Raw genomic sequence first — 25,292 nt, 5'->3', positions numbered from 1 at the left:
GCATGAAATTCGAACAATACCGCATCGCCGAAGAAATCAAGAGAAGCCTCGAAGACCTTGGATTCAAACGCCCTACAGACATTCAATACAAGGCCATCCCCTCCATCCTGAAGGGGGACGACGTGCTGGCCATCGCACAGACCGGCACCGGCAAAACGGCCGCTTTCGCCATTCCCATCCTGCAACTGATGCACCAGCAAAGCCACTCCCGTTCCAAGGGGGCCGTGAAGTGCCTCGTGATGGTGCCCACGCGCGAACTGGCCATCCAGATCTCGGATGTGTTCAAACAGCTGGGCAAACATACGCGGGTCGATATCATGGGTCTTTTCGGCGGGGTGGAGCAGGACAAACAGATCAAGAAGCTCGAAGAGGGCGTAGACGTGCTGATAGCCACTCCCGGCCGCATGTTCGACCTGATCAGCCAGGGGCATCTCGACCTGAGCCATGTGCAGACGCTCATCCTCGACGAGGCGGACCATATGCTCGACCTCGGGTTCATCCGCGACATCCGCGACGTGATCAAACGTCTCCCCCGCCGGCACCAGACCCTCTTTTTCTCCGCCACCATCGACGAAGAGATCAAGGACCTGGCGTATTCCATCGTACGCAATCCCATCCGCATACAGATATCGCCGGAAGACCCGGTGTCCAGAAACGTGAGCCACTCCGTGGCCTACGTGGAAATGGACGACAAACGTTTTTTCCTCGAACGGCTCGTGCGTGAATTCCCGGAGAACAAGATACTCGTGTTCGTGCGCACCAAAGTGAGAGCGGAGCGCGTGGCGGCGGCCATGGAAAGGGTGAATATCAAAACCCTCATCATGCATGGCGGCAAGGAACAGCAGGATCGCCTCGCCGTGATGGAGGAGTTCCGGAAAGGTGAAGTGAAGGTGCTGATCACCACCGACGTGAACGCCCGCGGTATCGACATTCCCAACGTGGAATACGTGGTGAACTACGACCTGCCCGACGACCCGGAAAACTATGTGCACCGTGTGGGCCGTACAGGCCGCGGCGTGCAGAAAGGCCAGGCCGTTACGTTCTGCAGCAAGGAAGAAAAACCCATCCTCGACGACATCCAGAAGTACCTGGGCAAAGAGATCACGCTGATGAAGATCAACAAGGATGACTATCGCGAAACCATCAGTTTTTCGGAAGAAGTACCCAATGAAAACGTACAGCTGCTCATCGCCCAGCACGAAGCAGCCATGAAAGCGGCTAAACGAAAAAAGAAAAAGAAATAAAGTTTTTGGGTATTTTTAGGCAACACGACGATTGCCTTTATGACTACTCTTTTTTTACGCAAAGCCGCCGCGGCTGCTTTTTTAACCGTATCGTTCCTTTCAGCCCGGGCCCAGGAATGGAAACCGCTGTTCAACGGCAAAGACCTGAACGACTGGTATGTGAAGATCCACCACCACCCGGTAGGCGACAACTTCGGGAATACCTTCCGGGCCGAAGACGGCATCGTGAAAGTGCGGTACGATCAGTACGGCGATTTCAACAACCAGTACGGCCATCTCTATTACAAACAACCTTTTTCGAACTATCATCTCAAACTCGAATACCGCTTTACCGGCGAATGGATGAAAAGCGCCCCCTCCTACACGGTGTTAAACAGCGGCGTGATGTATCATTCGCAGGACCCGCGCACCATGCCGGTGGAACAGGACTGGCCCATTTCCGTGGAAATGCAGTTCCTGGCCGGGCTGGGCGACGGCCAGCCGCGCCCCACGGGCAACATGTGCTCTCCGGGCACGCACATCGTGTATAAAGGCAAGCTCGACACGCGGCATTGCATCAATTCCAGTTCCAAAACATACGATAAGGATGAATGGGTAAAGGCGGAGCTCATCGTGTACGGCGACTCCCTCATCACCCACATCATCAACGGCGATACCGTACTGCAATATTCCAAACCCCAGATCGGCGGGCCGGTGGTGAACAACTTCGACCCGAAACAGAAACCAGACGGCAAGGTGCTGTCGGCCGGCTTCATCGCCCTCCAGAGCGAAGGCCAGCCGATCGATTTCCGGAATATCCTGATCAGGGAACTGAAACCCTAACGGCAGACACAGATTTTTTTGAGACGCGGAAATCCTGCTGACATACTGCTGTCATGCCCCTGGTTTAGTTTTACCATATCATTAAACCTAAAAATATAGCTGTATGTACACTGTCAAACCCTTTTCTATTGATGTTCCTCAAACCGTTCTCGACGACCTGCAACAACGCCTGCAACGTACCCGCTGGGCCGACGCCCCTGAAAACCCCGGATGGAATTACGGCACCAACCCGGATACGTTGAAAGACCTGGTGCAATACTGGGCCACGTCGTACGACTGGCGCAAGCAGGAAGCGGCGCTGAACCGGTTTCCTCATTTCACCACCGAAATCGACGGCATCAACATCCACTTCATTCATGTGAAAGGCAAGGGAAAAAACCCGAAACCGCTGTTGCTCGTGCACGGCTGGCCGGATAGCTTTTACCGGTACTACAAGGTCATTCCCATGCTTACGCAGGGCGAGCCTTCGTACGACCTGGTGATCCCTTCCATCGCCGGTTTCGGTTTTTCCGATCACGTGGCGCTGAACCCCGACCAGCATGCCGGCATCTTCAACAAGCTGATGCAGGACGTACTGGGATATTCCACTTATTACGCCGGCGGCGGCGACCTGGGCACGGGCATCGTCAAATCCCTCGCCAACATCTTCCCCCAGGCCGTGAAGGCCATCCATCTGACGGACGTGGGGTACGGCACGGGGATGGAAGACTGGTCGCAGATGTCGGCACCGGAACAGGAGTTCGGGAAATTCCTGCAGCACTGGTGGTATACGGAGGGCGCGTACAACATGCTGCATTCCACCAAACCGCAAACGCTGGCGTTCGCCCTGAACGATTCACCGGTGGGCCTCGCATCGTGGATACTGGAAAAATTCAATGCCTGGACGGATAACGGCGGCAACGTGGAAAACGCGGTCAGCAAAGACGAGCTGCTCACCAACATCATGATCTACTGGGTGACGCAAACCATCAACAGCAGCATGCGCACCTATCTCGAGGGCTCTCGGGCCCTTTATACCACCCCTGGCGGCCTGGCATCGTACAAACGCGTGGAAGTTCCCACGGGTGTGGCCAGCTTCCCCGGTGAGGCGCCTATTCCCAAAGAATGGGCGGAGCGCTGGGTCAACGTGAAACGCTTCTCCAAAATGCCCAAAGGCGGGCACTTCGCCCCGCTGGAACAGCCCGATGCCTGGGTGGGAGAACTGAATGCGTTTTTTGAAACTGTCTGAATGAATTGATATATTTGGGGAAGGGAGGCGTTCAAACACGCCTCCCTTTTAATGATGATCGTTCAATTCCTTAACAAGCTCGCACCCTTCATTTACTTCACCTGGCCTGTGATATTCATCATCCGTTTTATCCTGAATTACCATATCTATGAATTAATCGGGAAAGAGGAAATGGGAGGCACCAGCCTCGAGCGGCAATATCGCGGGGAAGACAATATGCTGGCGCTCTTCACTTTCCGGTGGTCCGCCGATTTCATGGAAGACGACGACCCTGATATTACCCGGCTGATGCGCACCAGCAACATCCTCAACATCGCTTTCATCATCCATACCGTTCTTGTAGTGGCCCTGTGGATGTTCCTGTATGGGAGAAAATAGCGCCTTACACTTTCACATGCAAAAACAGGTTTACCCCTTCCGCTTCACTGCCCACGTGTACTGCCTTCCGGGGCGCGCCCGCGGCTATAGCCATCTCGGTTAGCGCTTCCGCGGAACGGTGGTGGAGGTACCAGTCGCCGATCAGCTCCATAAAATTCTGCGTGGGGTTCTGATCGCTGAAGTTGCCGATGATCACTTCGCCGCCGGGTTTGGTCCACCCCATGAACTTGCGCAGCAATTTGATAAAGATCTCATCTTCAAAATAATCGAACAGCCCGGCGCTCCACACGATGTCGTGCTGCCTGTCTGCCGTATAACGGAATATATTCTGGTGCTCGAACTGCACCTGCGCGGCGTGCGCTTCGTTCAGTTCCTTCGCGTAGCTGATGGCGTTGATGTCGGCTTCCACGCATACCGTATGCAGGCGTTGCGGATCGATCTCCCCGTATACTTCCGCGAGGTCGCGGGCGGGGCCGCTGGCCACGTTGAGCAGTTGCAGCGAGGGTTTCCGGCGGAGGGCCTGGGTGATGGTGCGGATGAAATAATCCTTGCGGTTGCGAACGGCTTTACAGGCGGGTTGTTCGTGCCAGAAGCTGTCCCACTTTTCGTAACGCGCATCGGCCGACACCTGTTCGCGGTAGATCTTGTCGATGATGAGGAAGTCGCCCGCATAGCCGAAAGGTTTCGACCGCACGTGGCCGAGGATCGTATTGTCCATACTGTCTCCTCCGAAGCCGCTTTGCAGGGCGTCGAGCGTTTCGGCGGGAATGTTGCCCGCTTTGAATTCGGTGGTGATGGTTTCGAATACGCGGTTGAGCGTTTCGTACTGCGGCGCTTCGGGGCCGCCATTCTCGATGATTTCCCGCAGGAAAGCCATGGGTTCTTTGTTCAGTTGCATTTGGGGTTCGGTTTTTACGTGAATATTCGTGTTAACGGTGTAAAATTCCGGCGTTCCTCCAACAGGCAACTACGTGGTTTAACAGGAACTGTAATCCACTTAACGGATACCGCGCCATACGATCGGTTAACTCAAACGGCGCATACATTAACTTGGCGTGGCGGGCCTTTTCCGCCGCTTTATTTTCGTACCGTCAAACAACCCCATCACCATGAAACATATCGGTATCATCGGCGCCGGCCTCAGCGGCCTCGCCACTGCAAAAGCGTTCCTCCGGCAAGGTTACCGCGTTACGGTCATCGAAAAAGCCAAAGCCATCGGCGGCGTATGGGAGCTCAGCCGTTCCTATCTCGGCGTGGCCACGCAAACCACCCGCGACGAATATGCCTTTTCGGATTTTCCCATGCCTTCCTCCTATCCCCAATGGCCTACCGGCGCACAGGTACAGCGGTACCTTGAAGATTACGCGGCTTACTTCAATGTTACACCGCACATCCGTTTCCAGACCACCGTGACCCACCTCGAGTACCAGGACGGGCTGTGGCAAATGGACGTGTACGACGCCGTGAACGATGAAACGGCCACCCTCCTGTTCGACTATGTAGCCGTTTGCACCGGCACCTTTCATAAACCGCACCTGCCGGCATTCAAAGGCATGGACACCTTTACCGGCCGCATCCTGCATTCCAGCCAGGTAAACGACCCGGCCATCCTCGAGCATCAATCCGTAGCCGTGGTGGGCTTCGCCAAGTCCGCCACCGACATCGCCACGCTGGCCGCCGATCTCGGCCGCGAGTGCCACCTGCTGTACCGCAAGGCGCAGTGGAAAGTGCCGCGTTTTTTCGGCAACCTGGTCAATATGCGTTACCTGCTCTTCTCCCGGTTTTCGGAAGCGTTCTTTAACGCGCCGTACAAAACCCCTTTCCAGAAGTTCCTGCACAGCGCCGGCAGGCCCATGGTGTGGGCGCAATGGCGAGGGCTGGAGCTGCTGCTTAAAAAACAGTTCAAGCTGAAAGCCTGCGGCATGGTGCCGCAGCACCGCATCGAAGACCAGATCAGCTGCAGCCTGGGCGTTGCGCCGGAAGGGTTTTATGAAAAGGTAAAGAGCGGACAGATCCGGGCGCAGCAAACGGAAATTGACAGGATCGACGGGCCGGCCGTGCACCTCGTGAACGGCAACGTAATTCACCCCGACGTGATCGTGTGCGGCACCGGTTTCAGCCAGAGCCTGCCTTTCCTGGAAGCCAAATACCGCGATGTGCTGCTCGGGCCCGGCGGCGGCTACCGGCTGTTCCGCAACATCCTGCACCCGCAGGTGCCGCAGCTGGCGTTCATCGGTTTCAACTCCAGCCTGTTCACCACCCTCACATCCGAAATTGCCGCCAACTGGTTTGTGCGTTATGTGGAGGGCACCCTGCAACTGCCGGCAGCGGCGGAGATCCAGCGCGACATCACCTATATGCAGGACTGGCGCTACTCCGGAAGGCCCATTGCCGCCGAGTTCAGCGGCACCTGCGTGGCGCCTTTCAACTTCATGCACCTCGACCAGCTGATGCGCGATATGGGCCTGCCTGTGACCGCCACCAGGTGGATGCCGTATGAATTTTTCAAACCGATTAACCCGAAAGATTATCGTATTTTGCTGCAAAGAGCAACCAAAAAAGTGCCCGTCCCCCCGAAACCTGTGCAACGGACGGCCGACATCATCCGATAAAAACGCATGAAAACCTCAGCAATCATAGCAGCACTGGAGGAAAAAGTGAAAAACCTGGAAGCGGAAAACGCTGCCCTCAAACGAAGCGCGCATGCCCACGAAGGCGAGGGCATGATGCACACCGGCGGGCCTTCGGTAAAAGTGCCCGATGAGATGGCGCCTTTATTCCGCAAGGCCGAAGAAAACGTGCGGCAGTACTTCTCCGATTTTAAATGGGACCCGTCCAAAGCCGTGATCGAGATCAGCGACGAAAGATATGTGCTGGTGAGGGCTTCGGCGCTGTCGAAAGACTTTCTCGACAGCATCCTGAAATTATATGCAGACCGTGGCGAACAGGAAGCTTTCAGCATCGGCCGGAACTTCCTGTTCGATATTTCCCACGCCCTCGGCCTCAACGACGCGCGGGCTTTTCATGCCAAAATGAACCTCAGCAACCCGCTGGCCAGGCTGAGCGCCGGGCCGGTGCATTTCGCCTATACGGGCTGGGCTTACGTGGACATTCTTCCCGAAAGCAACCCCACGCCCGACGACAATTTTTATTTACACTATCATCATCCTTTTTCCTTTGAAGCCGACGCCTGGATACGGGCCGGCGAAAAATCAAAAAATCCCGTGTGCATCATGAACGGCGGGTATTCTTCCGGCTGGTGCGAGCAGAGCTTCGGCGTACCGCTCACGGCCGTGGAGGTAACCTGCCGCGCACAGGGGCACGAGCAGTGCACCTTCATCATGTCGCCGCCCCATAAGATAGAGCAGCACATCCAGCAGTACGCCAAAAAACACCGCAAATACAACATCAAAAAATCGCCGCCGGAAATCCCCACGTTCTTCCTCCGCAAAACGGTGGAAGAACAGATGGAGAAAGCCCGCGTGCTGGCCGAAGAATCGTCCAGGGCGAAGTCCGATTTCGTGGCCAATATGAGCCACGAACTGAGAACGCCGCTGAGCGCCATCCTGGGATATACGGACCTGCTGAAGAAAACGAAGCTCGACCCGATGCAGCACGATTACCTCGAAGCCATCTACGCTTCGGGGAGCAACCTGCTGTCGACCATCAACGACATCATGGACCTCAGCAAGCTCGACGCCCGGAAGATCAGTTTCGAGTCCGTGGCCATTCAGCTGCCCGATCTGCTGCAGAGCATCGAGCTGATGCTCGCGTCGCGCATCGGGCATAAAAAGCTGCAATACATTTCCAGCGTCGATAAAACACTGCACCAGCCGCTGCTGGGCGACAGCGTGCGGCTCACGCAGATACTGCTCAACATCATCGGTAACGCCATCAAGTTCACCGAAAAAGGCAAGATCACCATCCGCTGCGAAGCCGAGCAGGAAAACGCGCAGGGCGTGCAGGTGCTGTTCCGCATCAGCGATACCGGCATCGGTATTGCGGCCGACAAACAGCACCTCGTATTCGAGCGGTTCACGCAGGCCGATACCGCCATCACCCGCAAATACGGCGGCACGGGGCTGGGGCTTGCCATTACGCGTGAGCTGGTGGAGCTGCAGGGCGGTTCCATCACCCTGAAAAGCGAGGAGAAAAAAGGCACCGAATTCACCGTGCGGCTGCCCTTCCTGAAGGCAGAAGCGCCCGCGGAAGGCCGGGAGCGGCCCGCCGGGCTGATCAACGGGCAGGGAATGCATGTGCTGGTGGTGGAAGACAATGTGCTGAACCAGAAAATGACGCGCATCATGCTGCAGCATAACGGCTTCCGCGTAAGCGTGGCCGGCAACGGGCTGAAGGCGGTGAGTTTCCTGAAAAAGAACAAGGTCGACCTCATCCTCATGGATCTGCAGATACCCGGCATGGACGGTTACCTCACCACCGAAAAGATCCGCCGGAGCCTGCAACTCAACACCCCCGTCATCGCCATTACCGCGCATGCCTTCAGCGGCGAGCGCGAGAAGTGCCTGGCCGCCGGGATGAACGACTACCTGCCCAAACCTTTCCGCGAGCACGAGCTGATGCAGGCCATCGCCGCCGCGCGGCAGCAGAAGCTCATCGACCTTTCTTTCCTGAAAGAACAAACGCATAACAACGCCGCCTTCATCAAAGACATGGTGAGCACCTTCCTCAAACAAACGCCCAAAGACCTCAACGCGCTGCAGAAAGCCCTTTCCAAAGGCGACGAAGCGGCCGTGTATAAAATCGCGCATACCCTCCGTACATCGGTGGGGTATTTCGGGTTACAGCAATATATCGGGAGCGACCTGCTGCATATCGAGCAGCACAGAACGGCGGAAGAGAGCCGCTTTCAGCATATCAGGAATATCTGCGAGGAAGCGATGCAGGAATTGCGGCAGCTTACACCATCCGCTTTGTCATCAGCATCATGAATTCATCTTTCTTTTTCGGGGAAATGGCCACCAGCGCCTCGTCGCTCATCACGGCATAACCGCCGTCCGTTTTCACCCAGCGCTTCACATCCTTCAGGTTGATCATGTATGAATTATGTATCCGGAAAAAGCCGTGCTCGGTGAGACAGAGCTCATATTCCTTGAGATTCTTGCTCACCATGATCTGGCGGCCGTCGCGGAGGTAAAAGATCGTATACGGGCCTTTGGCTTCGAGGCGGATGATGTGCGACAGCGGGATGAAATCGACGCCTTCGGATGTGGAGAGGCTGATGGAGAAGTCTTCTCCCGCCGGCTTGCGGAAGTTCTGGAGCAGCATTTCCAGGCGGCCGTCGTCGGCCCGCGTTTCCATGGTTTTCACCGCTTTGGCCACGGCCAGTTCCAGTTCCTGGAGATTGATCGGTTTCAGCAGGTAATCCACCGCGCTGAATTTGATGGCTTTGATGGCGTAATGATCGAAGGCGGTGGTGAAGATGACGTGAAAATTGTGGTGGTTGACTTTCTGCAGTACGTCGAAGCCCGTGCCTGTTTGCATTTCGATATCCATGAACACAAGGCGGGGATATTTGGCGTTGATGAAAGCCACTGCTTCATCCACATTCGAGGCCGTACCGGCCAGTTCGAGCTGTGGACAAAACTCACGGACGAGGTTGGACAAAAAATCGCGGCTCAGCACTTCGTCCTCGACGATTAAAGCCTTGTATTTCATTACATGGGGATTGAGGTGAGAACAATATAAGGAATATTTATGTGATGGTCAGCACCGCTTTGTTCACCCACCCGTTTTCACTTTTGACGCTGCGGCGGTATGCGAGGCTGATCTGCCGTACGTTCTGCTGGTTGTAGAGCTGGATGCGCTTGTTGAGCATATCCCTTTTATCGTCCGGTTCCTGTGCGCGGGCGAAACTGATCCCGTTATCTGTGACCTCTACCATCAATCCGTTTTCGTGGGCCTTGAGCGCCACCGTAATTCTTCCCTGCTCCTGTTGTCCGAGATTCAGTACACCCTTGTACAGTGCGTCTTCCAGTAGGCTATGTGTCAAAAAAGGCGGTATATCTTCCAGCCAGAGTGCTTCCGGCAGGTCAATTTCGTAAGTGAACCTGTCCGGGAAGCGCGATTGCTCGAGGATCAGGTAATCGTTGATGAGGTCCGCCTCATCGCGGAGGGTGATGCAGATATCGTCTCCATGCTGGATCATTTTCCGGAGAAAGGAAGCGAACCGGCTCACATACTGGAGGGCCATCCGCTTGTCGTCCGCATTGATAAAATACTGCACGGCGTTCAGGGAATTAAACAGGAAGTGGGGGTTCATCCGGGCCTGCAGGATCTTGAGCTTGATCATCAGGTTGAGCTGATCCAGCTGGTCGCGCTGCCGGTTGAGCTGCTCCTGCTGTTCCCGTATCCGGAGGCGGAGGTTTTTCCGGGCGATGTATCCGAAGGCCAGGGCCGCCATGAGCAGCACGATCGCCCCGGTCATCCACCAGGTTTGCACGGGCACCAGCAGGAATGTGCCGCCGGCGGCCGTTTTCCCCGCAAAGATGAATGGTTGAATATCCGGCCACACTGCCTCTACCGGTCCCGTTTTCCCCTCACTTACCATCGCGCACATCCCCCTGAAAGTTCCGGCCGAGGCTATCGTTCCTCCTATCCACCCGAATATTCTAACCATTACTCTGCTTTGCCCAAAGGTGGCGGAAAAAACAACCGTGTGGACCGGTGACTTAACGGATGGGGGGAATTACTTAACGAAAACGGATAAACCATCCCGGAAAAAGCAACAGGCCTTTGTCCGTAATAGTTTATCCGTTACACTTTGACAAAACGTTAACCGCATCAATGGGGATTGTTGGTGCGCGTTTTATCCGGTGACCGTCACTGCTTCCTGTACGCCGAAAAATTTTGCAACGTCGTCCCAGGTATCATAGCGGTTGTAATCCTGGTAGTTGATATTGTGAGGGGCGGTGAACAACAGGCGTTCGCCGTCGAAATACCGCAGGTTCTTGTCGTAGTCGTCGATCATATAATCGGCCCGCACGATGGTTTTCAGGCCGCAGAAAACGATGTTTTTCCAGCTGATGAAAGGGAAATGCTCCGCCAGCCATTCGATTTTTTCGCTGAGTGACTGCGGGAATTCCACGGCGGCAGAAACGATGAACACTTCATAGTTTTCCATGAGCCGGCGGATAACCTCCTGGCTGCCGGGCATCACGGGCGCCGTGCGGAAAAAACCGGGGGTGTGCAAAAAATGATGCACAATGCCTTCCTGCGGGAAACCGGTGGTTTCCGGCAAACCCATCAATCGTTCCTTTTCCACCTTTTCGCCGGTGCGTTCATAGTACCAGTCGATGTAATGCTGGTTCAGGTCGGCCATCACCCCATCCATGTCAATTGCGATTCTCTTTTTTGCCATATTCTGCTATTTGTTGCAAAGTTATGCAATATCATTTAAACTTCCATGACTAAAATGGCAAAATATTACTTAATATTGCATAAAACCGCAAACATGTTAAGAGAAGAGCGCCTCGATTACATTCTGAAAAAGCTGAAAACCGACCAGAAAGTGCTGCAGGCGGAGCTGAGCACAGACCTCCAGGTATCGGAGGATACGGTGCGCCGCGACCTGGAATCGCTGGCGCAGGACGGGCTGCTCATCAAGGTGCGGGGCGGCGCCATTCCCCACTCCCCCAACCCGTATTCTTTTACCGAGCGTATCCTGCTGCATGAGCAGGACAAACAGCTGATGGCGCAGAAAGCACTGTCGCTTCTCAAAGACGGGCAAACCATCGTGCTCGACGGCGGCACCTCCACCCTCGTGCTGGCGAAACTCTTCCCCGCCCATCTCAAACTCACCGTGGTGACCAACAGCGTGCCCATCGTTGCGCAGCTGATCGAACATCCCGGCGTGGAAGTGATCTTCACCGGGGGCAGGATCTTTAAAGATTCCCGCGTGGCCAGCGGCCTCGATACCATCCGGATGATCCGCCGCATACGGGCCGACCTTTGTTTCCTCGGCGTCTGCAGCCTGCACCCTGTTGTGGGCGTAACGGGCCTCGACCTCGAAGAAACGGAAGTAAAAACCGCCATGGTGGAATCCGCCAACCGCGTGGTGGCCATCGGCACCAGCGATAAAATGGGCACGGCGGAACCGTTCAAAGTCTGCGAAATGACGGACATCGACACCATCATCACCGACAAACCCGGTGACGCGGCCCTCCAGCCTTACATCGACCTGGGCATCCAGGTGATCTAGGCGATGTCGTTCGATTTTTCAGGCAGGTTGCCCTTCGATTCCATTTCCACCTGTTCCACCCACACGGCATAATCGTTCGGGTAAATACGCGCGCCCGTGTGCTGTACGTACTGGCGGGTGAACTCCGCGCCGAAATACAATATGGCAGCGGAATAATACACCCACACGAGCAATATCACGATTGAACCGGCCGCGCCATATGTGCTGCTGATGTTGCTGTTGCCGAGATAAAAACCGATGGCCGCCTTGCCCAGCATGAACAATACCGCGGTGGTGATCGCTCCTACCCACACATGCCCCCATTTCACTTTTGCATCGGGCAGCACCTTGAAGATAACGGCAAATAAAGCGGTGATGGTAGCGAAGGTCACCACCAGGTTGATGATGTAGACGACTACCACCGCCACGTCCGGAAATTCCGCGGTGAGGCGGCCGATCAGCACCTCGATTATCCCATGTATCACCAACGATACGACCATCACAAAACCAAGACTGATCACCATCGAGAACGACAGCAAACGGGTCAGCAGGATCTTGACGATGCCGGTACCTACCTTAGGCTTGGCTTTCAGCCGCCAGATGAGGTTGATGGAATCCTGTATTTCGGAGAATACGCCTGTGGCGCCGATGATAAGGGTCACAAAACCGATCACGGTAGACCAGCCGAAATCGCGGGAAAGCGTGGAGTTCTTAACGATGTCCTGCACCTGTTGTGCGGCGGCCGGCCCCATCATCCCGCGGAGCTGCCCGTACAGGTCGCCTTCCAGCGCTTCCCTCCCCAGGAAGATGTCGCTGAAATACAACACGATGATCAGCATGGGGGCAATGGAAAACACCGTGGAATATGCGAGGGACGCGCTCAGCTTCAGCACCTTGTCGTCCATAAAATCACTTGCCGCACATTTGAAAAGGCCCCACCAATGTTTTATGGGTTGTTTCATAACAGCCGTTACACAAAAACCCGGCCACGTGAAACAAGCGTAGCGGTGCAAAATCTGACCGGTAAACAGCCACAGGAGCTGCGTGCTGCAATTATTCCTGAAAAGAAGGGAGAGCATCCCGCACCAGTCTATCGATGACACCCATCCACCGGATCGTCTGACTGCCTGAATTACCCCTAAAGGGTAACCTGCAATAACCATTCTGCCGGTCACGGCTATCATCACAACATCTTAATACATAAAAACAGAAGAGGGCGCCTGCAATAAACGTTCTGCTGGTAACGGTAATCATCACAACACCTTCATGCTAAAAAACAAAAGATAGCGCATGCAATAAACGTTCTGCTGGTCACGGCAACCATCACAACACCCCGGTGCATACAACAGAAGAGGGGCGCCTGTAATCAGGCGCCCCTATCTGCTCAATTTAATAACCAAATTCCTGGGCTAACACGTTGTCACATAGAAACTAAATCCCTTTCCCGAAATCGGGACTGTTTTTATCGAACCACAAACGCTGCGTGCTGAGTGCGGGCACTCCCCTGTCGCCAGGCGTGAAACCCTGTTCCTGCTGGGCTTTCTGCCAGTTTTCGTTATTGGTGCCCAGCGGTGGTTCTTCCAGCGGATAGCGGCGCGGGATGGGTTCATTCCACGCATTGCGCGGATAATAGGTGGATGTATTTTTCGGATAACCGGTCCTTCTGACGAATGTGAACGCCTCGGTGGGCAGGCGGTAAAAATTCAGGTACTGCTGGATGTAGATGCGCTCCAGGTTGTTCACACCGTTGAATTTTACGTTCACATGGTTCTGGTAAGCGGCTATCTCCGCGTCCCCGTTGCCGGTGAAGCCGGTGGTGGACTCTGCGGCGATGGCGATCTTGTTCATCGTCTGCATGGATGCGGCAATGCCCCTGTTGTACCAGTCCGCTGCCGAGCCTTTGGTATCAAAACCAACGCCGTGTCCTTTCTGGATGAACTCTGCGATGTAGAAGCAGGTTTCAGCCCAGGTCACCATATAATCGAGCATGCGGCCGTTGCTGTTGCTGAAAGTGCCGTAACGCGGCGCAAAGAAACGTTTGTTGATGTTGCCGATCAGGCGGTATTTATTGTCGCCGCCGGCATCGAAGGTGGTTTTGTAGAAGGTGGCGACAGCCGGGTCGGTAGTCCAGTCGGCGGGGCCGCCCTGGAACATCACCAGCGGATCGTTCACGTTGATGAAAGCGGGCAGCGTTTTGCCGTATTTGGCCAGCGTGTCTTTAAAGGATCCCACCAGGTCGTTGGGACTGAAATAGATCTTCAGGCGCGGGTCGTTGGTGGATTTGAGGAAATTGATGATCGAAGAGGTGCCGAAGCGGGGGCTGCGGTAATCGATATCGTTGCCGATGGGATTGTGTTGTGGTTTATTATACACAAATTGGGCAATATCGCTGTCGATGAAACCGGCCGGGCTTTGCATCACCTCCTTGAATATACGTTTCGTGGCATTCACGTCCTGCCCTTCGTACCGTGCAGCGATGCGCAGCTTGAGAGTATTGGCCAGCTTGGCCCAGTTCTGCCAGGCGTTGGCGTAATAGAAATCGGAGGCCCCTAAATTCACCTGGCCCGCGGCGTCCGCGCTGAGGGCGTCGGCCGCTTCGGTGAGCTCTTTCAGCCAGGTATCGTACAGCGTTTTCTGATTGTCGTACACGGGTTTGTACTGCGCTTCCGTTCTGCCCAGGATGGCCTGTGTGTAAGGCATGGAACCGTTCATGTCAGTCACCTTCAGCGCGTGCAGGATCTGCAGCACATAGGTCACGGCCCTGATGTTGCGGTACCGGTCCTTGTCGGTTTTGGCATCGATCTGTTTCCGGATCTCGAACAGGTTGGGCAGCACCCTGTTGTACAATACGCCGTAGCGGCTGTTGATGTTGGTCGACAACTCATAGGGGTCCGTGGTGAGATGCTGCGAAAAGCGGAGCAGCTGCTCCAGGTTTTCCCATATCCATTCCGTGCCCTGGTAACTTTCTATATTTTCCGCGGAATAGGCAAAAAGCGCGTTGATATCCGGCGAGGTCACCACGCTGGGATCGGTATTGATCTCCGCAAAGTCTTTTTTGCACGAAACGCATACAACCGCGGCGATGACTATATACAGGCTTAATTTCTTCATAACAATATCATTTAAAATTGATTAAAACCCTGCCCTGATGGTAAACCCGAAAGAGCGTACCATGGGCGGAACAAAACCTTCCTCTTTATTCACACTCGTTCTGTTGGAATTGTTGGAGGCAGGGTTGATATTATTGGGTAAAGAATTATAGAGATAAAACAGGTCGCGGCCGATGATGCTCACGCCCAGGTTGGTGAGGTGCAGTTTGGCGGCGACGCTTTGCGGCAGCGTATAATTCAGCGCCAGCTGGCGCAGCGATACCCAGGAGTTTTCCACTACCCAGTAATCGCCCACCGCGGTGGAGAACGATCCGTAACGGTAGTTGAACTGCGGCAGGTGCGTGGGCTCCACATATCCTTTATCGTAGGCTTCGCGGAAAGTCATCCCGCTGACATCCACCTCTGTTCCATCGGGCTGCGTGATCTTCTGACCGTTGTCGAACACCCCCTCAGGGAGGATACCGTCGTCGTAAGTCTGGTTATCGTACCGGCTGGTCCATTCGATGCCGCCATGTTCCTTATCCCTTCCCTGTAAAGATGATTTGAAGATGCCGGTATGGGTGCCGTACCGCAGGGTATGCATCACCATATCGCCACCGATCTTGGCATCAATGAGAAAGTTGAGCGAAAAGTTTTTGTAACGGAAAGTGTTGTCCCAGCTGCCGCGGAAATCGGGGTTGATGTCGCCCACATCTTTCCATTCGTTGCTGCGCTTGGGGAAGGCCGCCCTGGCATCGGAGCGCCAGGCGAGCACCACCTTGCCGTTGTTGGGATGGTCTTTCGGGTTGCCGCTGGCATCCACCGCCTGGTAAGATTTGGAGTGGATACGGGTGCGGATAACACCGTATGCGCCGCCCACTTTGGCGTAGGGAATCTGGTCGTTGCCGCCCAGCCCTTCGTCGTCGAGCGCATAATACTCACGGTCGCCGTACAGTTCCACGATCTTGTTGCGGTTGCGGGTATAGGTCAGCACGGTGTTCCAGTCGAAGCTCTTCGTTTTGACAGGCGTGGCGTTGAGGGCGATTTCGACGCCGGAGTTCTGGATGTTGCCGGCATTGATCATCAGGCTGTTCACACCGGATTCCGCGGCGGCAGGAATACGGATGGCCTGGTTGAAAGTATTGTCGCGGTAAAGGGTCACGTCGATGCCCAGCCTGTCTTGCAGGAAGCGCAGATCCAGCCCCGCTTCCACGGCTCTTTTATTCAGCGGCTTGATGTTTTTGTCTACTACGAACGACTGCCCGCTGGGATCCATGAAGTAGGTCAGCAGCGGTGTGTTGCCGCCGTTGGCTTCGCTGTAGCCCTGGAGTTTGAAACCGGGGTTGATGAGGAACGGATCCAGATCGCCGCCCAGCCAGGCCACGTTGCTGCGCAGTTTACCGAAGGAGATAAACGACGGCATTTTGAACGTTTCCGTGAATATCCACGACAGGCTCACGGCCGGGTAGTTGTAGAAATTGTTGCCTTCGCCGTTGGCGTAGGTGAGCGCAGACGACCAGTCGCCGCGCCAGGTGGCCTGCATGTAAAGCTGGTCTTTATACGCGAGGTCGGCGCTGGCGTATATGGAGTTGATGGTTTTCCTTGTTTTCACACCGCCTTCGGAGAATTGCGGTTTCTGTGAGTTGCCGAGGAAATAGTTGCCCGGGAAGATGAGGCCGCCCGCTGTTTCGGAGTAGTTGTGCGAAACATTGAAGCGCTGCGTTTCACCGCCGATGTAACCGTTCAGCGACAGGTCTTTGCTGAGCTGTTTGGTCACCAGGCCCATCCATTTGAAGAAATAGCTCTGTTTGTTGGAGTGGCCCAGGCCGTATTTACCGCCGCTGGTATTGTCCGCGCCGGTGAAGTTGTATCCCTGGCCCAGTTCCTTGGTTTCCTTCTTGATGGCGAGGTTGCTGAAGTTACCTTCCAGCTGCAGTTTCAGCCAGCTGTTGAGGGTCGCCGTGATGGTGAGGCGGCCGCGGAACATCTGTTCGTCCTGCAGGTAGTTATTTTCATAGATGCGGAACCAGTAGTCGGCGCCGGGTACGAAGTTCGTTTCGGCCGGATCGTACGGTTTGGGCACGCCGCCCAGGGTGCTGGTATATTTGGCGCGCTGCATCCAGTATTTGGTGTCGTAGTTGCGCGGGAAGATCCAGATAAAGTTATTCAGGCCCAGCGCAGGCGGGTTCTCACCGTTGAGGGTGGTATAGTCCGCTCCTGCATCCAGCGCGATGAAGCTGGTGAGGTTGTGGGTGGCGCGCAGGGAGAAGGCGTTTTTGTCCATCTTGTTGCGCAGGTTGAACCCTTCGGCCTGGTTGCGGGAATAAGACAAACGGAAGGATGATTTTTCCGTTGCCCCGTCGAGCGCCACGTTGGTGATGTAGCCCACACCCGTCTGGAATGCGTCGAGATAGTTGTTGGGTGCGGCTTTATATTCCGTCCAGGTGCCGTCGTAGTTCAGCACGCGCTGATTCGCAAAGCGGGGGCCCCAGTTTTCGAGCTCGCGGTTCTTTTGCGGATCGATGTATGGCTCTCCGGCGGCGTTGGTGGGGAATACTTTCGTTTGCCAGTTCTGGTTGGGTTTATATCCCGGGTCGCGGGTATCGGTAAAAAATGCGCCTACCGTACCGCCGCCGTATTCGTTCTGGAAGTCGGGCCCGCGGTAAGGGTCCTGTATGTTGATGGATTGTGATACGCTCACGCCCCATCCTTTTTTCGCGCGGCCTTTTTTGGTGGTGATGAGCACCACGCCGTTGATGGCGCGGGCGCCGTACAATGCGGCGGCAGCGGAACCTTTCAGTACGGATACGCTTTCAAACTCTTCCATGTTCAGGTTCTTCAGGTCGTTCCCGAAATCGCGGCCCTGCCCGTTGAAGGCGTCGTTATCGAGGATCACCCCGTCGATCACGAAGATGGGCTGGTTGTTCGTATTCAGCGTGGAGTTACCGCGGATGAGGATACGGGAGTTGCCGAACAGCCCGCCGGAGCCCTGGTCGATATTGATACCCGCCGCTTTACCCTGGAGGGCGTTGATCGGGTTCACTTCGTTGGTGGCCGCCATATCGGCGCCTTTCACTTCCGTTACGGAGTAGCCCAGCGCGCGTTTCTCCTTGCGTACACCGAGGGCCGTCACCACCACTTCTTTCAGTTCTTTTTTGGATTCCTGCAGCACCACGTCGTACGCGGCATTGCCGCCCACGGTCACTTCCTGCGTTTCGAAGCCGATAGCGGTAAACACCAGCACGGCGCCTTCGTCGGCTTCTATTTCATAGCGGCCGTCCGCATTGGTGATAGTGCCTTTGGCGGTACCTTTCACCGCTACCGTTACACCCGGTACGGTGGCGCCGTCGGCCGTTTTCACCTGGCCCGTTACCTTTTTGAAAACGGCATTCTCCAGCATGTCGCTGCTGATCACCATTTTCATCCCGTCTTTTTTGAGAATGATCTGGTTGCCCACTACTTCGTAGGTCACTTTGTAAGGAGCGAGCAATACTTCGAGCACGTCGCCCAGGCGGGTGTCCGATACTTCGATGCTCACTTTGTTGTTCAGCGGGATGGTCTGAGAGGCGTATGCAAATTTAACGGCAGCCGTCTGCTCAATTTTGCCCAGTACGTTTTTGAGCACTTTGTTATTCATGGCCAGGGAGATCTTCTTATCGAGCACTCCCTGTGCTCCTGTACCGGCGGCTAAAACGGTGCCCGCCAGGCACAGCAACAGGCATGACTTTAACAGCGCTACCCGCATTGTAAAAAGGAAGGTATTCATACGCGTTTCTTTTGGTTGACTGTAGAATTGTTCACTATTATAATATCCAGGGCATCAGTTGCAGCCCTGCGCTTTTACATAAATTACATTCCCGTGCGTCTCGAACGTTGCCCCCAGCACTTTGCAGACGATCTGCAGTTTGTCGTATAAAGATTCCTGCTCCAGCGATACGGTCACCATACATCTGGCGAGCAGGTTGCGGTCGTATTGAATGTCTACTGTATACATAGCCGCCAGTGAATCGAGCACCTGCGTTACCGGGGCTTCATCGAAATTCAGCGTTACATGGCTTGTTACGGGGTTCTGGAGCAGCATCGCGTCCACCACCACCGTTTTATTGAGCGTGTTTGCTTTCCTGTTAAACACCACCTGTTCGTTGGGCAGGAGGATAAATTCTTCGTCCACATCCCGCTGCTGCCTCGACACGGCCACTTTCCCGGATTTAACCGCTACCGTGATCTTATCATGCCCAGTTACCCGGAAGCTGGTGCCCAGCACTTTGGTCACGATGCCGCCGCTGTACACCAGGAACGGCCGCTGTGCGTCTTTCGTCACTTCAAAAAAGGCCTCGCCTTCGAGGTGTACCTCCCTTTTATCGCCGTGCAGCAGGTTGCTGTAAGCCAGCGTGCTGTTTTGGCCGAGGGTGATGCGGGTACCGTCTGTCAGATATACGGTTTTCGGGGCCTTTCCGTTGTTTTTAGCCGTAATATTCACGGAATTGACCTTCTGCACCACCAGGCCGCCCTCGCCTCCCCTGTTGCCCGATAATCCGTACCAGAGGCCGGCGGCCCCCAGTATGATCGCCACCGCGGCCGCAGCGGCATATTTGCGCCAGCTGATGCGGCGAACGGGGGCTTCCATTTGCAGCTGTACCGCATGCCATACCTCATCCGCCAGTTCGCGGTGGCCGGGGTGCACCTGCTCTGCCGCGTGCAGGCTGCGGATGAATTCCACCAGGGCCTGCCTGTCCGGCTGCTGTTTTACCCAGCTTTCCCAATAGGCGTTCTCCACAGTCTCCCGGGACGTCGCCCAGCGGATAAATTCATCGTTCTGCAGCAATGCTTCCAGTTCCTCGTGCGAATAAGACATACGGTAAAAAAATTAAGCGCTTTTAAACAAGTGTATCAATTGGTGCCCGGATACTCACCCGCCGGCAACTTTTTTTTAAAAAAAGAGAAAAATGAGAGAAAAAAGCCCAGCATCGAGGTGTTGGCGCAGGTGTATGATGGCCCGGTGCAGGAGATTGGTGGCCGACTGGTAGTTGACCGACATGATTTCGGCCGCTTCTTCGGTTGTGCAGGCATGGAAAAAACGGAGGTTGATCACCTCCTGCTGGCGCGGCGGCAGGCGGTTGATGGCCAGGCGCACCTGTTCATGCCGGCTGGTAGCCGTTTCCCTTTCCAGCATGGTGGTTTCCGCGTTCTGCGGATCAGCCTGGTCGGGCACATCGGAATAATAACGGGTACGCACCTTGTGGTTGCGAAGCAGTTTGTAACGGAGCGCTTTCAGCAGGTAACCTTTTACGGAGCGTACGGAAGCGAGGTTCGACCGCCCTTTCCATAGTTCTACAAACAGATCCTGGATGGCGTCTTTCACCACATGTTGTTCACCGCTGATACGCATCCCATAGGCAATCAGCTGGTGTATATGCTCCCGGTACAAGCGCGCAAAGGCCTGCCGGTCGCCTTTTATAAAGTCCTCCCAGGCCGATTGGTCGGCTGCGGCTGACAGATCATTCTGAGGCATGCTATAGTAGCTGAATACGTGGAGGTAAGGTAGAAAATATTATTTAAACTTTGGGTTAACCGGGCTGTTAATGAAGATAAATATTAAAGTGGCGGCGGCCGGCATAAATCCGGCGGACTTGAAAATTTGACAATTAACCATACACAAATTACGGCTGAAGCCAATACATTCGTAATCCTAACTATCTCAATAATTGACAATAAATCATATCAGCATGAAAGTGAAGCAAATTACGTTCGCGGCACGCCCGTCCGGGCTGCCCGATGTATCGGTGTTCAGGTTCGACGAAGTGGAGCTGCCTCCGCTGCAGGAAGGGGATGTGCACCTGAAAGGGCTGTATTATTCGGTAGATCCTTATATGCGTGGCCGTATGAACGACGTGAAGTCGTATTCTCCGCCGTTCCGGCTGGAGCAGCCGATGGAAGGCGGCGTGGTGGCGGAAGTGGTGGAGAGCAAAGACAGCCGCTTCCGGCCCGGCGATACGGTGCTCGGCCCCTACCTGCCCTGGGCGCAGGAGTTTGTGATCGGCGGTGACAAATTCCAGAAAATAGATACGAGCCTCGCTCCGCCGAGCTATTTCCTCGGCATCCTGGGCATGCCCGGCTTAACGGCTTACTTCGGGCTGCTCGACATCGGCAAACCCAAAGCCGGCGAAACTCTCGTGGTATCGGGCGCCGCCGGAGCGGTGGGCCTGGTAGTGGGGCAACTGGGCAAACAACTGGGCTGCCGCGTGGTGGGCATTGCCGGCACAGACGATAAGATCAGGATGCTGAAGGAGGAATACGGGTTTGATGAGGCGGTGAACTACCACACGCCCGACCTCGCCGCCGAAATCGGGAAAGCCTGTCCCGACGGGATCGATATCTATTTCGATAACGTAGGTGGTAAAGTGACCGATGCCGTGTTCAAACATCTCAACTTCTTCGCCCGCATCCCGCTTTGCGGGCAGATCTCCTCGTACAACGCCACATCGGAACCGGTGGGCCCGCGTATACAGCCGGTAATGCTGACGCTCAGCATTCTCATGCAGGGTTTCATTGTACGTAATTATGGCGCCCGTTTCGCAGAAGGCATTCAATACCTCGCCCCGCTGGTAAAATCAGGCAAGCTGAAGTTTACGGAAACGGTGGTGGAGGGTTTTGAAAAACTGCCAGACGCCCTGCTTGGACTGTTTGCCGGGAAAAATACGGGGAAGATGATCGTGAAGGCGTGAAGATGTGAAGGGAGGGTTGATGCCTTGCCGGGATTGTTCACCACGAAAATCCGGTGAAGATGATCATCCAGACATGAAAGGCGATGCTCCGGCGATCAAACGAAATGAGGTTTCCGGGGCATATGGATAAACATTTAAGCAGGAAGGGCTTCCCCGAACGGAAGCCCTTCCTGCTTTTATTGTCCGCCCAGCGGCGCTTCCACGCCGAGCAGATGTTTCACAAAAAACTGGTATCGCTTCATCCGCCCGTACGGCCCGCCATCGCTGTGGCCCATGCCGGGAACGGCGAGAAAATCGAAGTCTTTCCGCGCGCGGATCAATGCATCCACCACCCGGTAGGTGGATTCGGGCGGTACGTTGGTATCGGCCTCGCCCACGATCAACAGCAGTTTGCCCTGCAGTTTATGCGCATGCGTGATGTTGGATTGCGCATCGTAGTGCGGGCCTACGGGGTAGCCCATCCACTGTTCGTTCCACCACTGTTTGTCGATGCGGTTATCGTGACAGCCGCAGGCCGACACGGCCGCTTTGTAAAACTCCGGGTGGAACAGCAGGCCGCCGAGCGCGTTCTGGCCGCCGGCCGAAGTGCCGTAGAGCCCTACCCTGCCGGTGTCTACGTAAGGATATTTTTTGGCCAGCGCTTTCATCCATAAGATGCGATCGGGAAAACCGGCATCCGCGATGTTTTTCCAGCACACGTCGTGAAAAGCCTTGGAACGGTTGGCCGTGCCCATGCCGTCTATCTGCACCACAATGAATCCCAGTTCCGCCAGGTACTGCATGTCCCTGAAATTACCGGTGAACGATTTGGGCACAAAAGCATCGTGGGGGCCGGCGTAGATGTTTTCGATGATGGGATACTTTTTCGAGGTATCAAAATTGGAGGGGCGGCATACGATGCCCCAGATATCCGTTTTACCGTCGCGGCCTTTGGCGGTGAAACTCTCCACGGGTGCGATGCCGGTGGCGAAATACTCCGTAACGTCGGCCCGCTCCAGTTCCATGATTTTCCTGCCCGTAGCGGTACTGCGCAGTTCCGTAACATGCGGTACGCCGATCTGCGAATAGGTATCGATATAATATTTCTTATCCGGGCTGTAAGTCACAAAATGATGGCCTTTTTCAGGCGTCAGCTGCACGAGTTTCTTACCGTTAAAACCGATACGGTAATGATGGATGTGATACGGGTCTTCTCCTGCATGCATCCCGTTCGCACGGAACCAGACCTCCCGCTTCTGTACGTCCACGCTGTCGATGTCCCGCACCACCCATTCTCCTGCCGTCACCGGGTTTTTAACACGCCCGGTCAATGCATCCACCAGGTAGAGGTGCCGCCATCCGTCTTTCTCGGACGTCCAGAGGATCTCATCGGTATCAGGAAGGTACTTCGTAAAAATGCGCGCTTCCTGGATGAAGGTATTGCTTCGTTCGTCCACAACAGTGCGCGTAGCAGCCGTTTGTGCGTCCACTTCGATGATGCGGAAACGCTGATGGCCGCGGTCCACCTTTTCGTACATGAAATAACGGGCGTCTTTCCGCCAGTGAAGGCGGGGCGCGTCGAAGAAGTCGATGATCTCCGTATTGACCTTTACCGCGCCGGGTTTCCCCACGGTCAGCAGGTGCATTTCGTAGGTCGTGAACGGATCACCGGGCTGTTTGTAGAGCTGCGACCGCAGCTGCCCGCGTGTGCCGCCCATGCTGGTGAGGATGTAGTACACCGAAGAGTCCGCCACCGGCGTAACGCGGTAACAAACGAGGTATTTACTGTCCGGCGACCAGGCCAGCGAGCCGTAAGGTTTTGCGGGAGTGCCGTCGGTGGTATATTGCAGCGTATCGCCGCGGCCGGTGTGCCGCAGGTAGATATTGCCTTTGTCGATCAGCGCCACCCACTGGTTATCGGGCGAGCGGCGGCGTGTCTCGAAACTTTCCCAGCGCCCCGGCCGGTAATTGCGGCGTGGCGGAGGTGGCTTCGGCAGACTGTCCGCCCGCTGCAGCGTGTAGTCGTGCAGGTTGCAGCGCCAGTATTTGCCGTCCGTTTCAAAACGCACTTCTTTGCCGTCTGCGCTGAACGTCATTGCGGGGATCACCAGCCGCCGGCCGTCGTACGTGTCGCCGGTAGCCTTGCCGAGCGCTCCGGCCAGTTGCTGCGCATCGAAGGCAGGGCGTTTGGTGCCGGATGCGGCATCGGCCAGGATATATTCCTTCGCGCCTCCCTTCCCTTCGTTACAATACCAGAAGGTACGGCCATCGGCCGACCAGTGGGCGTTCACGCCGGTTTTGTAAATCTTGTTCTGGGAGTTCTGCTCCAGCGCCCTGGAGCTGCCGAAGCGTTTGAGCACTTCGTCTTTATCCGGCCAGAAGGGCGTTTGCTGGGCCGCTGCCGCCAAAGGCGCCAGCAGCAGCAGCGCCCAAACTTTTCGCATCATTATTTTACGCCAAATTGATAAATCGTGGTTTGTGTATACTTCTCACCCGGTTTCAGGATCACGTTCGGGAACGCGGGCTGGTTGGGAGAATCGGGAAAATGCTGCGCTTCGAGGCAAAGCCCGGCGTTTTTTCCGTACACGGCGCCGTTGCGGGTGTGCTGCAGCTTGCCGTCGAGGAAATTACCGGTATAGAACTGCACGCCCGGCTCGGAAGTGGAAAAGGTCATCACACGGCCGGTAGACGGGTCGTAGAGCGAGCCACGCACCTTCATCTCCGCTTTATCGAACACATAGTTGTGGTCATACCCGCCGGTCACATTCGCGATATCCTGCCCTACGGGTTTGGCCGTGGTAAAGTCCATCGGCGTGCCTTTCACCGGTTCGATTTTCCCGGTGGGGATCAGCTGTGCATCCACCGGCGTGAAGCTCGGCGCATCCAGCTGCAGCACATGGTTGAGGATGGTCGGCTCTTTGCCGGCAGACAGGTTGAAGTAGGTATGCTGGGTGAGGTTGATGGGCGTGGGTTTATCCGTGGTGGCCACGTATTCTATTTTCAGGGCGTTGTCGGCCGTGAGGGTATAGATCACTTTGGCCTGGAGGGTGCCGGGGTAGCCTTCTTCACCGTCGGGACTGGTATATTCCAGCAGCAGGCTGCTGTCGCCGGGCAGAGGCGTTACCTGCCAGAGGGCTTTATCGAAACCTTTGAGGCCTCCGTGCAGGGAGTTGCCGTTGTTGTTGGCGGCCAGTTTGTATTCCGCCGAATCGATTTTGAACGTCGCTTTGGCGATGCGGTTGGCATAACGGCCCACCAGGGTGCCGAAATAGGGATTGCCCTTTTGCCGGTAACCCGCCAGCGAATCATAACTGAGCACTACGTTGCCGGGTTTGCCTTCTTTGTCCGGCGTGATGATGTCCGTGATAATCCCCCCGTAATTGATCAACTTAACGACCATGCCGTGCTGGTTGGCCAGTGTGTACTGTGAAACAGGTTTACCGTCGACTTCTCCGTAAGGCTGCACCTGTACGGGCGTTGTTTTAACGGAATCTGCCGATGCGTCTTTCTGTGGGCCCGGGTTATTACAGCCGGCGCCTGCCATCAGGCTGCCTGTAACGATTGTCATAACAGTAGCGGTTTTTTTTAACATGAGGAAGCAAGTTTTATTTTTCACGTGGATTGTCGTTT

19 protein-coding genes are annotated in these 25,292 nt (G+C 55.3%); 8 read left to right on the top strand and 11 right to left on the bottom strand.

The window, feature by feature from the left end:
* The first annotated feature begins 2 nt into the window (after window positions 1–2).
* The 4 genes from EGT74_RS24995 (at window position 3) to EGT74_RS24980 (ending at window position 3,672) form a co-directional block, all read left to right on the top strand.
* Window positions 3–1,244 carry a DEAD/DEAH box helicase gene (locus EGT74_RS24995; RefSeq protein WP_123849347.1) on the top strand — a complete coding sequence of 414 codons (1,242 nt, stop codon included), beginning with the start codon at window positions 3–5 and terminating at the stop codon, window positions 1,242–1,244.
* A gap of 39 nt (window positions 1,245–1,283) precedes the next feature.
* On the top strand, window positions 1,284–2,066 hold the full coding sequence (locus tag EGT74_RS24990; RefSeq protein ID WP_123849346.1) for a 3-keto-disaccharide hydrolase: 783 nt from the start codon (window positions 1,284–1,286) through the stop codon (window positions 2,064–2,066).
* Window positions 2,067–2,169: 103 nt separating this feature from the next.
* A complete protein-coding gene (locus tag EGT74_RS24985; RefSeq protein WP_123849345.1) occupies window positions 2,170–3,294 on the top strand; it encodes an epoxide hydrolase family protein in 1,125 nt (374 codons plus the stop codon).
* Between the two features lie 51 nt (window positions 3,295–3,345).
* Window positions 3,346–3,672, top strand: a complete 327-nt coding sequence (locus EGT74_RS24980) for a hypothetical protein (protein ID WP_123849344.1) — start codon at window positions 3,346–3,348, stop codon at window positions 3,670–3,672.
* A gap of 4 nt (window positions 3,673–3,676) precedes the next feature.
* Here EGT74_RS24980 and EGT74_RS24975 read toward each other — a convergent pair whose 3' ends face one another.
* Window positions 3,677–4,570, bottom strand: coding sequence for a class I SAM-dependent methyltransferase (locus tag EGT74_RS24975; RefSeq protein WP_123849343.1), 894 nt, complete (start codon window positions 4,568–4,570; stop codon window positions 3,677–3,679).
* Between the two features lie 211 nt (window positions 4,571–4,781).
* Here EGT74_RS24975 and EGT74_RS24970 point away from each other — a divergent pair, with 211 nt between their 5' ends.
* Both EGT74_RS24970 and EGT74_RS24965 read left to right on the top strand, forming a co-directional pair.
* The gene (locus EGT74_RS24970; protein ID WP_123849342.1) at window positions 4,782–6,284 is read left to right on the top strand and encodes a flavin-containing monooxygenase; all 1,503 of its coding nucleotides are present in this window, start codon (window positions 4,782–4,784) and stop codon (window positions 6,282–6,284) included.
* A gap of 6 nt (window positions 6,285–6,290) precedes the next feature.
* Window positions 6,291–8,621, top strand: a complete 2,331-nt coding sequence (locus EGT74_RS24965; RefSeq protein WP_123849341.1) for an ATP-binding protein — start codon at window positions 6,291–6,293, stop codon at window positions 8,619–8,621.
* Here the strand turns inward: EGT74_RS24965 and EGT74_RS24960 are convergent.
* The 3 genes from EGT74_RS24960 to EGT74_RS24950 all read right to left on the bottom strand — a co-directional run bounded on the left by EGT74_RS24960 (window position 8,590) and on the right by EGT74_RS24950 (window position 11,050).
* Window positions 8,590–9,348 carry a LytR/AlgR family response regulator transcription factor gene (locus EGT74_RS24960; protein WP_123849340.1) on the bottom strand — a complete coding sequence of 253 codons (759 nt, stop codon included), beginning with the start codon at window positions 9,346–9,348 and terminating at the stop codon, window positions 8,590–8,592. The two genes, EGT74_RS24965 and EGT74_RS24960, sit on opposite strands and share 32 nt — an antisense overlap.
* 37 nt (window positions 9,349–9,385) lie before the next feature.
* Complete coding sequence (locus EGT74_RS24955; RefSeq protein ID WP_123849339.1) at window positions 9,386–10,309, bottom strand: sensor histidine kinase; 924 nt, start codon at window positions 10,307–10,309, stop codon at window positions 9,386–9,388.
* Between the two features lie 189 nt (window positions 10,310–10,498).
* A complete protein-coding gene (locus EGT74_RS24950) occupies window positions 10,499–11,050 on the bottom strand; it encodes a 5' nucleotidase, NT5C type (protein ID WP_123849338.1) in 552 nt (183 codons plus the stop codon).
* 93 nt (window positions 11,051–11,143) lie between these two features.
* Between EGT74_RS24950 and EGT74_RS24945 the strand changes: the two genes are divergently transcribed.
* On the top strand, window positions 11,144–11,890 hold the full coding sequence (locus EGT74_RS24945; protein WP_123849337.1) for a DeoR/GlpR family DNA-binding transcription regulator: 747 nt from the start codon (window positions 11,144–11,146) through the stop codon (window positions 11,888–11,890).
* Here the strand turns inward: EGT74_RS24945 and EGT74_RS24940 are convergent.
* The 5 genes from EGT74_RS24940 to EGT74_RS24920 form a co-directional block, all read right to left on the bottom strand.
* Window positions 11,887–12,831 (bottom strand): YihY/virulence factor BrkB family protein, encoded by a 945-nt coding sequence (locus EGT74_RS24940; protein ID WP_123849336.1) that lies wholly within the window; start codon window positions 12,829–12,831, stop codon window positions 11,887–11,889. The two genes, EGT74_RS24945 and EGT74_RS24940, sit on opposite strands and share 4 nt — an antisense overlap.
* Window positions 12,832–13,300: 469 nt before the next feature.
* Window positions 13,301–14,980: a SusD/RagB family nutrient-binding outer membrane lipoprotein gene (locus EGT74_RS24935; RefSeq protein ID WP_123849335.1), complete on the bottom strand. Its 1,680-nt coding sequence runs from the start codon at window positions 14,978–14,980 to the stop codon at window positions 13,301–13,303.
* 21 nt (window positions 14,981–15,001) lie between these two features.
* On the bottom strand, window positions 15,002–18,724 hold the full coding sequence (locus EGT74_RS24930; protein WP_123849334.1) for a SusC/RagA family TonB-linked outer membrane protein: 3,723 nt from the start codon (window positions 18,722–18,724) through the stop codon (window positions 15,002–15,004).
* Between the two features lie 54 nt (window positions 18,725–18,778).
* A complete protein-coding gene (locus EGT74_RS24925; protein ID WP_123849333.1) occupies window positions 18,779–19,813 on the bottom strand; it encodes a FecR family protein in 1,035 nt (344 codons plus the stop codon).
* Between the two features lie 75 nt (window positions 19,814–19,888).
* Window positions 19,889–20,470, bottom strand: a complete 582-nt coding sequence (locus EGT74_RS24920) for an RNA polymerase sigma factor (protein WP_123849332.1) — start codon at window positions 20,468–20,470, stop codon at window positions 19,889–19,891.
* 214 nt (window positions 20,471–20,684) lie between these two features.
* Between EGT74_RS24920 and EGT74_RS24915 the strand changes: the two genes are divergently transcribed.
* A complete protein-coding gene (locus EGT74_RS24915; RefSeq protein WP_123849331.1) occupies window positions 20,685–21,683 on the top strand; it encodes an NADP-dependent oxidoreductase in 999 nt (332 codons plus the stop codon).
* Between the two features lie 176 nt (window positions 21,684–21,859).
* On the opposite strand, the gene EGT74_RS24910 is transcribed toward EGT74_RS24915, so the two are convergent.
* Both EGT74_RS24910 and EGT74_RS24905 read right to left on the bottom strand, forming a co-directional pair.
* Window positions 21,860–24,109 (bottom strand): S9 family peptidase, encoded by a 2,250-nt coding sequence (locus EGT74_RS24910; protein WP_123849330.1) that lies wholly within the window; start codon window positions 24,107–24,109, stop codon window positions 21,860–21,862.
* A complete protein-coding gene (locus EGT74_RS24905) occupies window positions 24,109–25,230 on the bottom strand; it encodes an aldose epimerase family protein (RefSeq protein WP_220392965.1) in 1,122 nt (373 codons plus the stop codon). The genes EGT74_RS24910 and EGT74_RS24905 overlap by 1 nt, the downstream gene beginning before the upstream one ends.
* Between the last annotated feature and the right edge of the window lie 62 nt (window positions 25,231–25,292).

It is taken from the genome of Chitinophaga lutea (assembly GCF_003813775.1).
Taxonomy (GTDB): Bacteria; Bacteroidota; Bacteroidia; order Chitinophagales; family Chitinophagaceae; genus Chitinophaga; species Chitinophaga lutea.
This window is presented reverse-complemented; position numbering and strand designations above follow the sequence as displayed.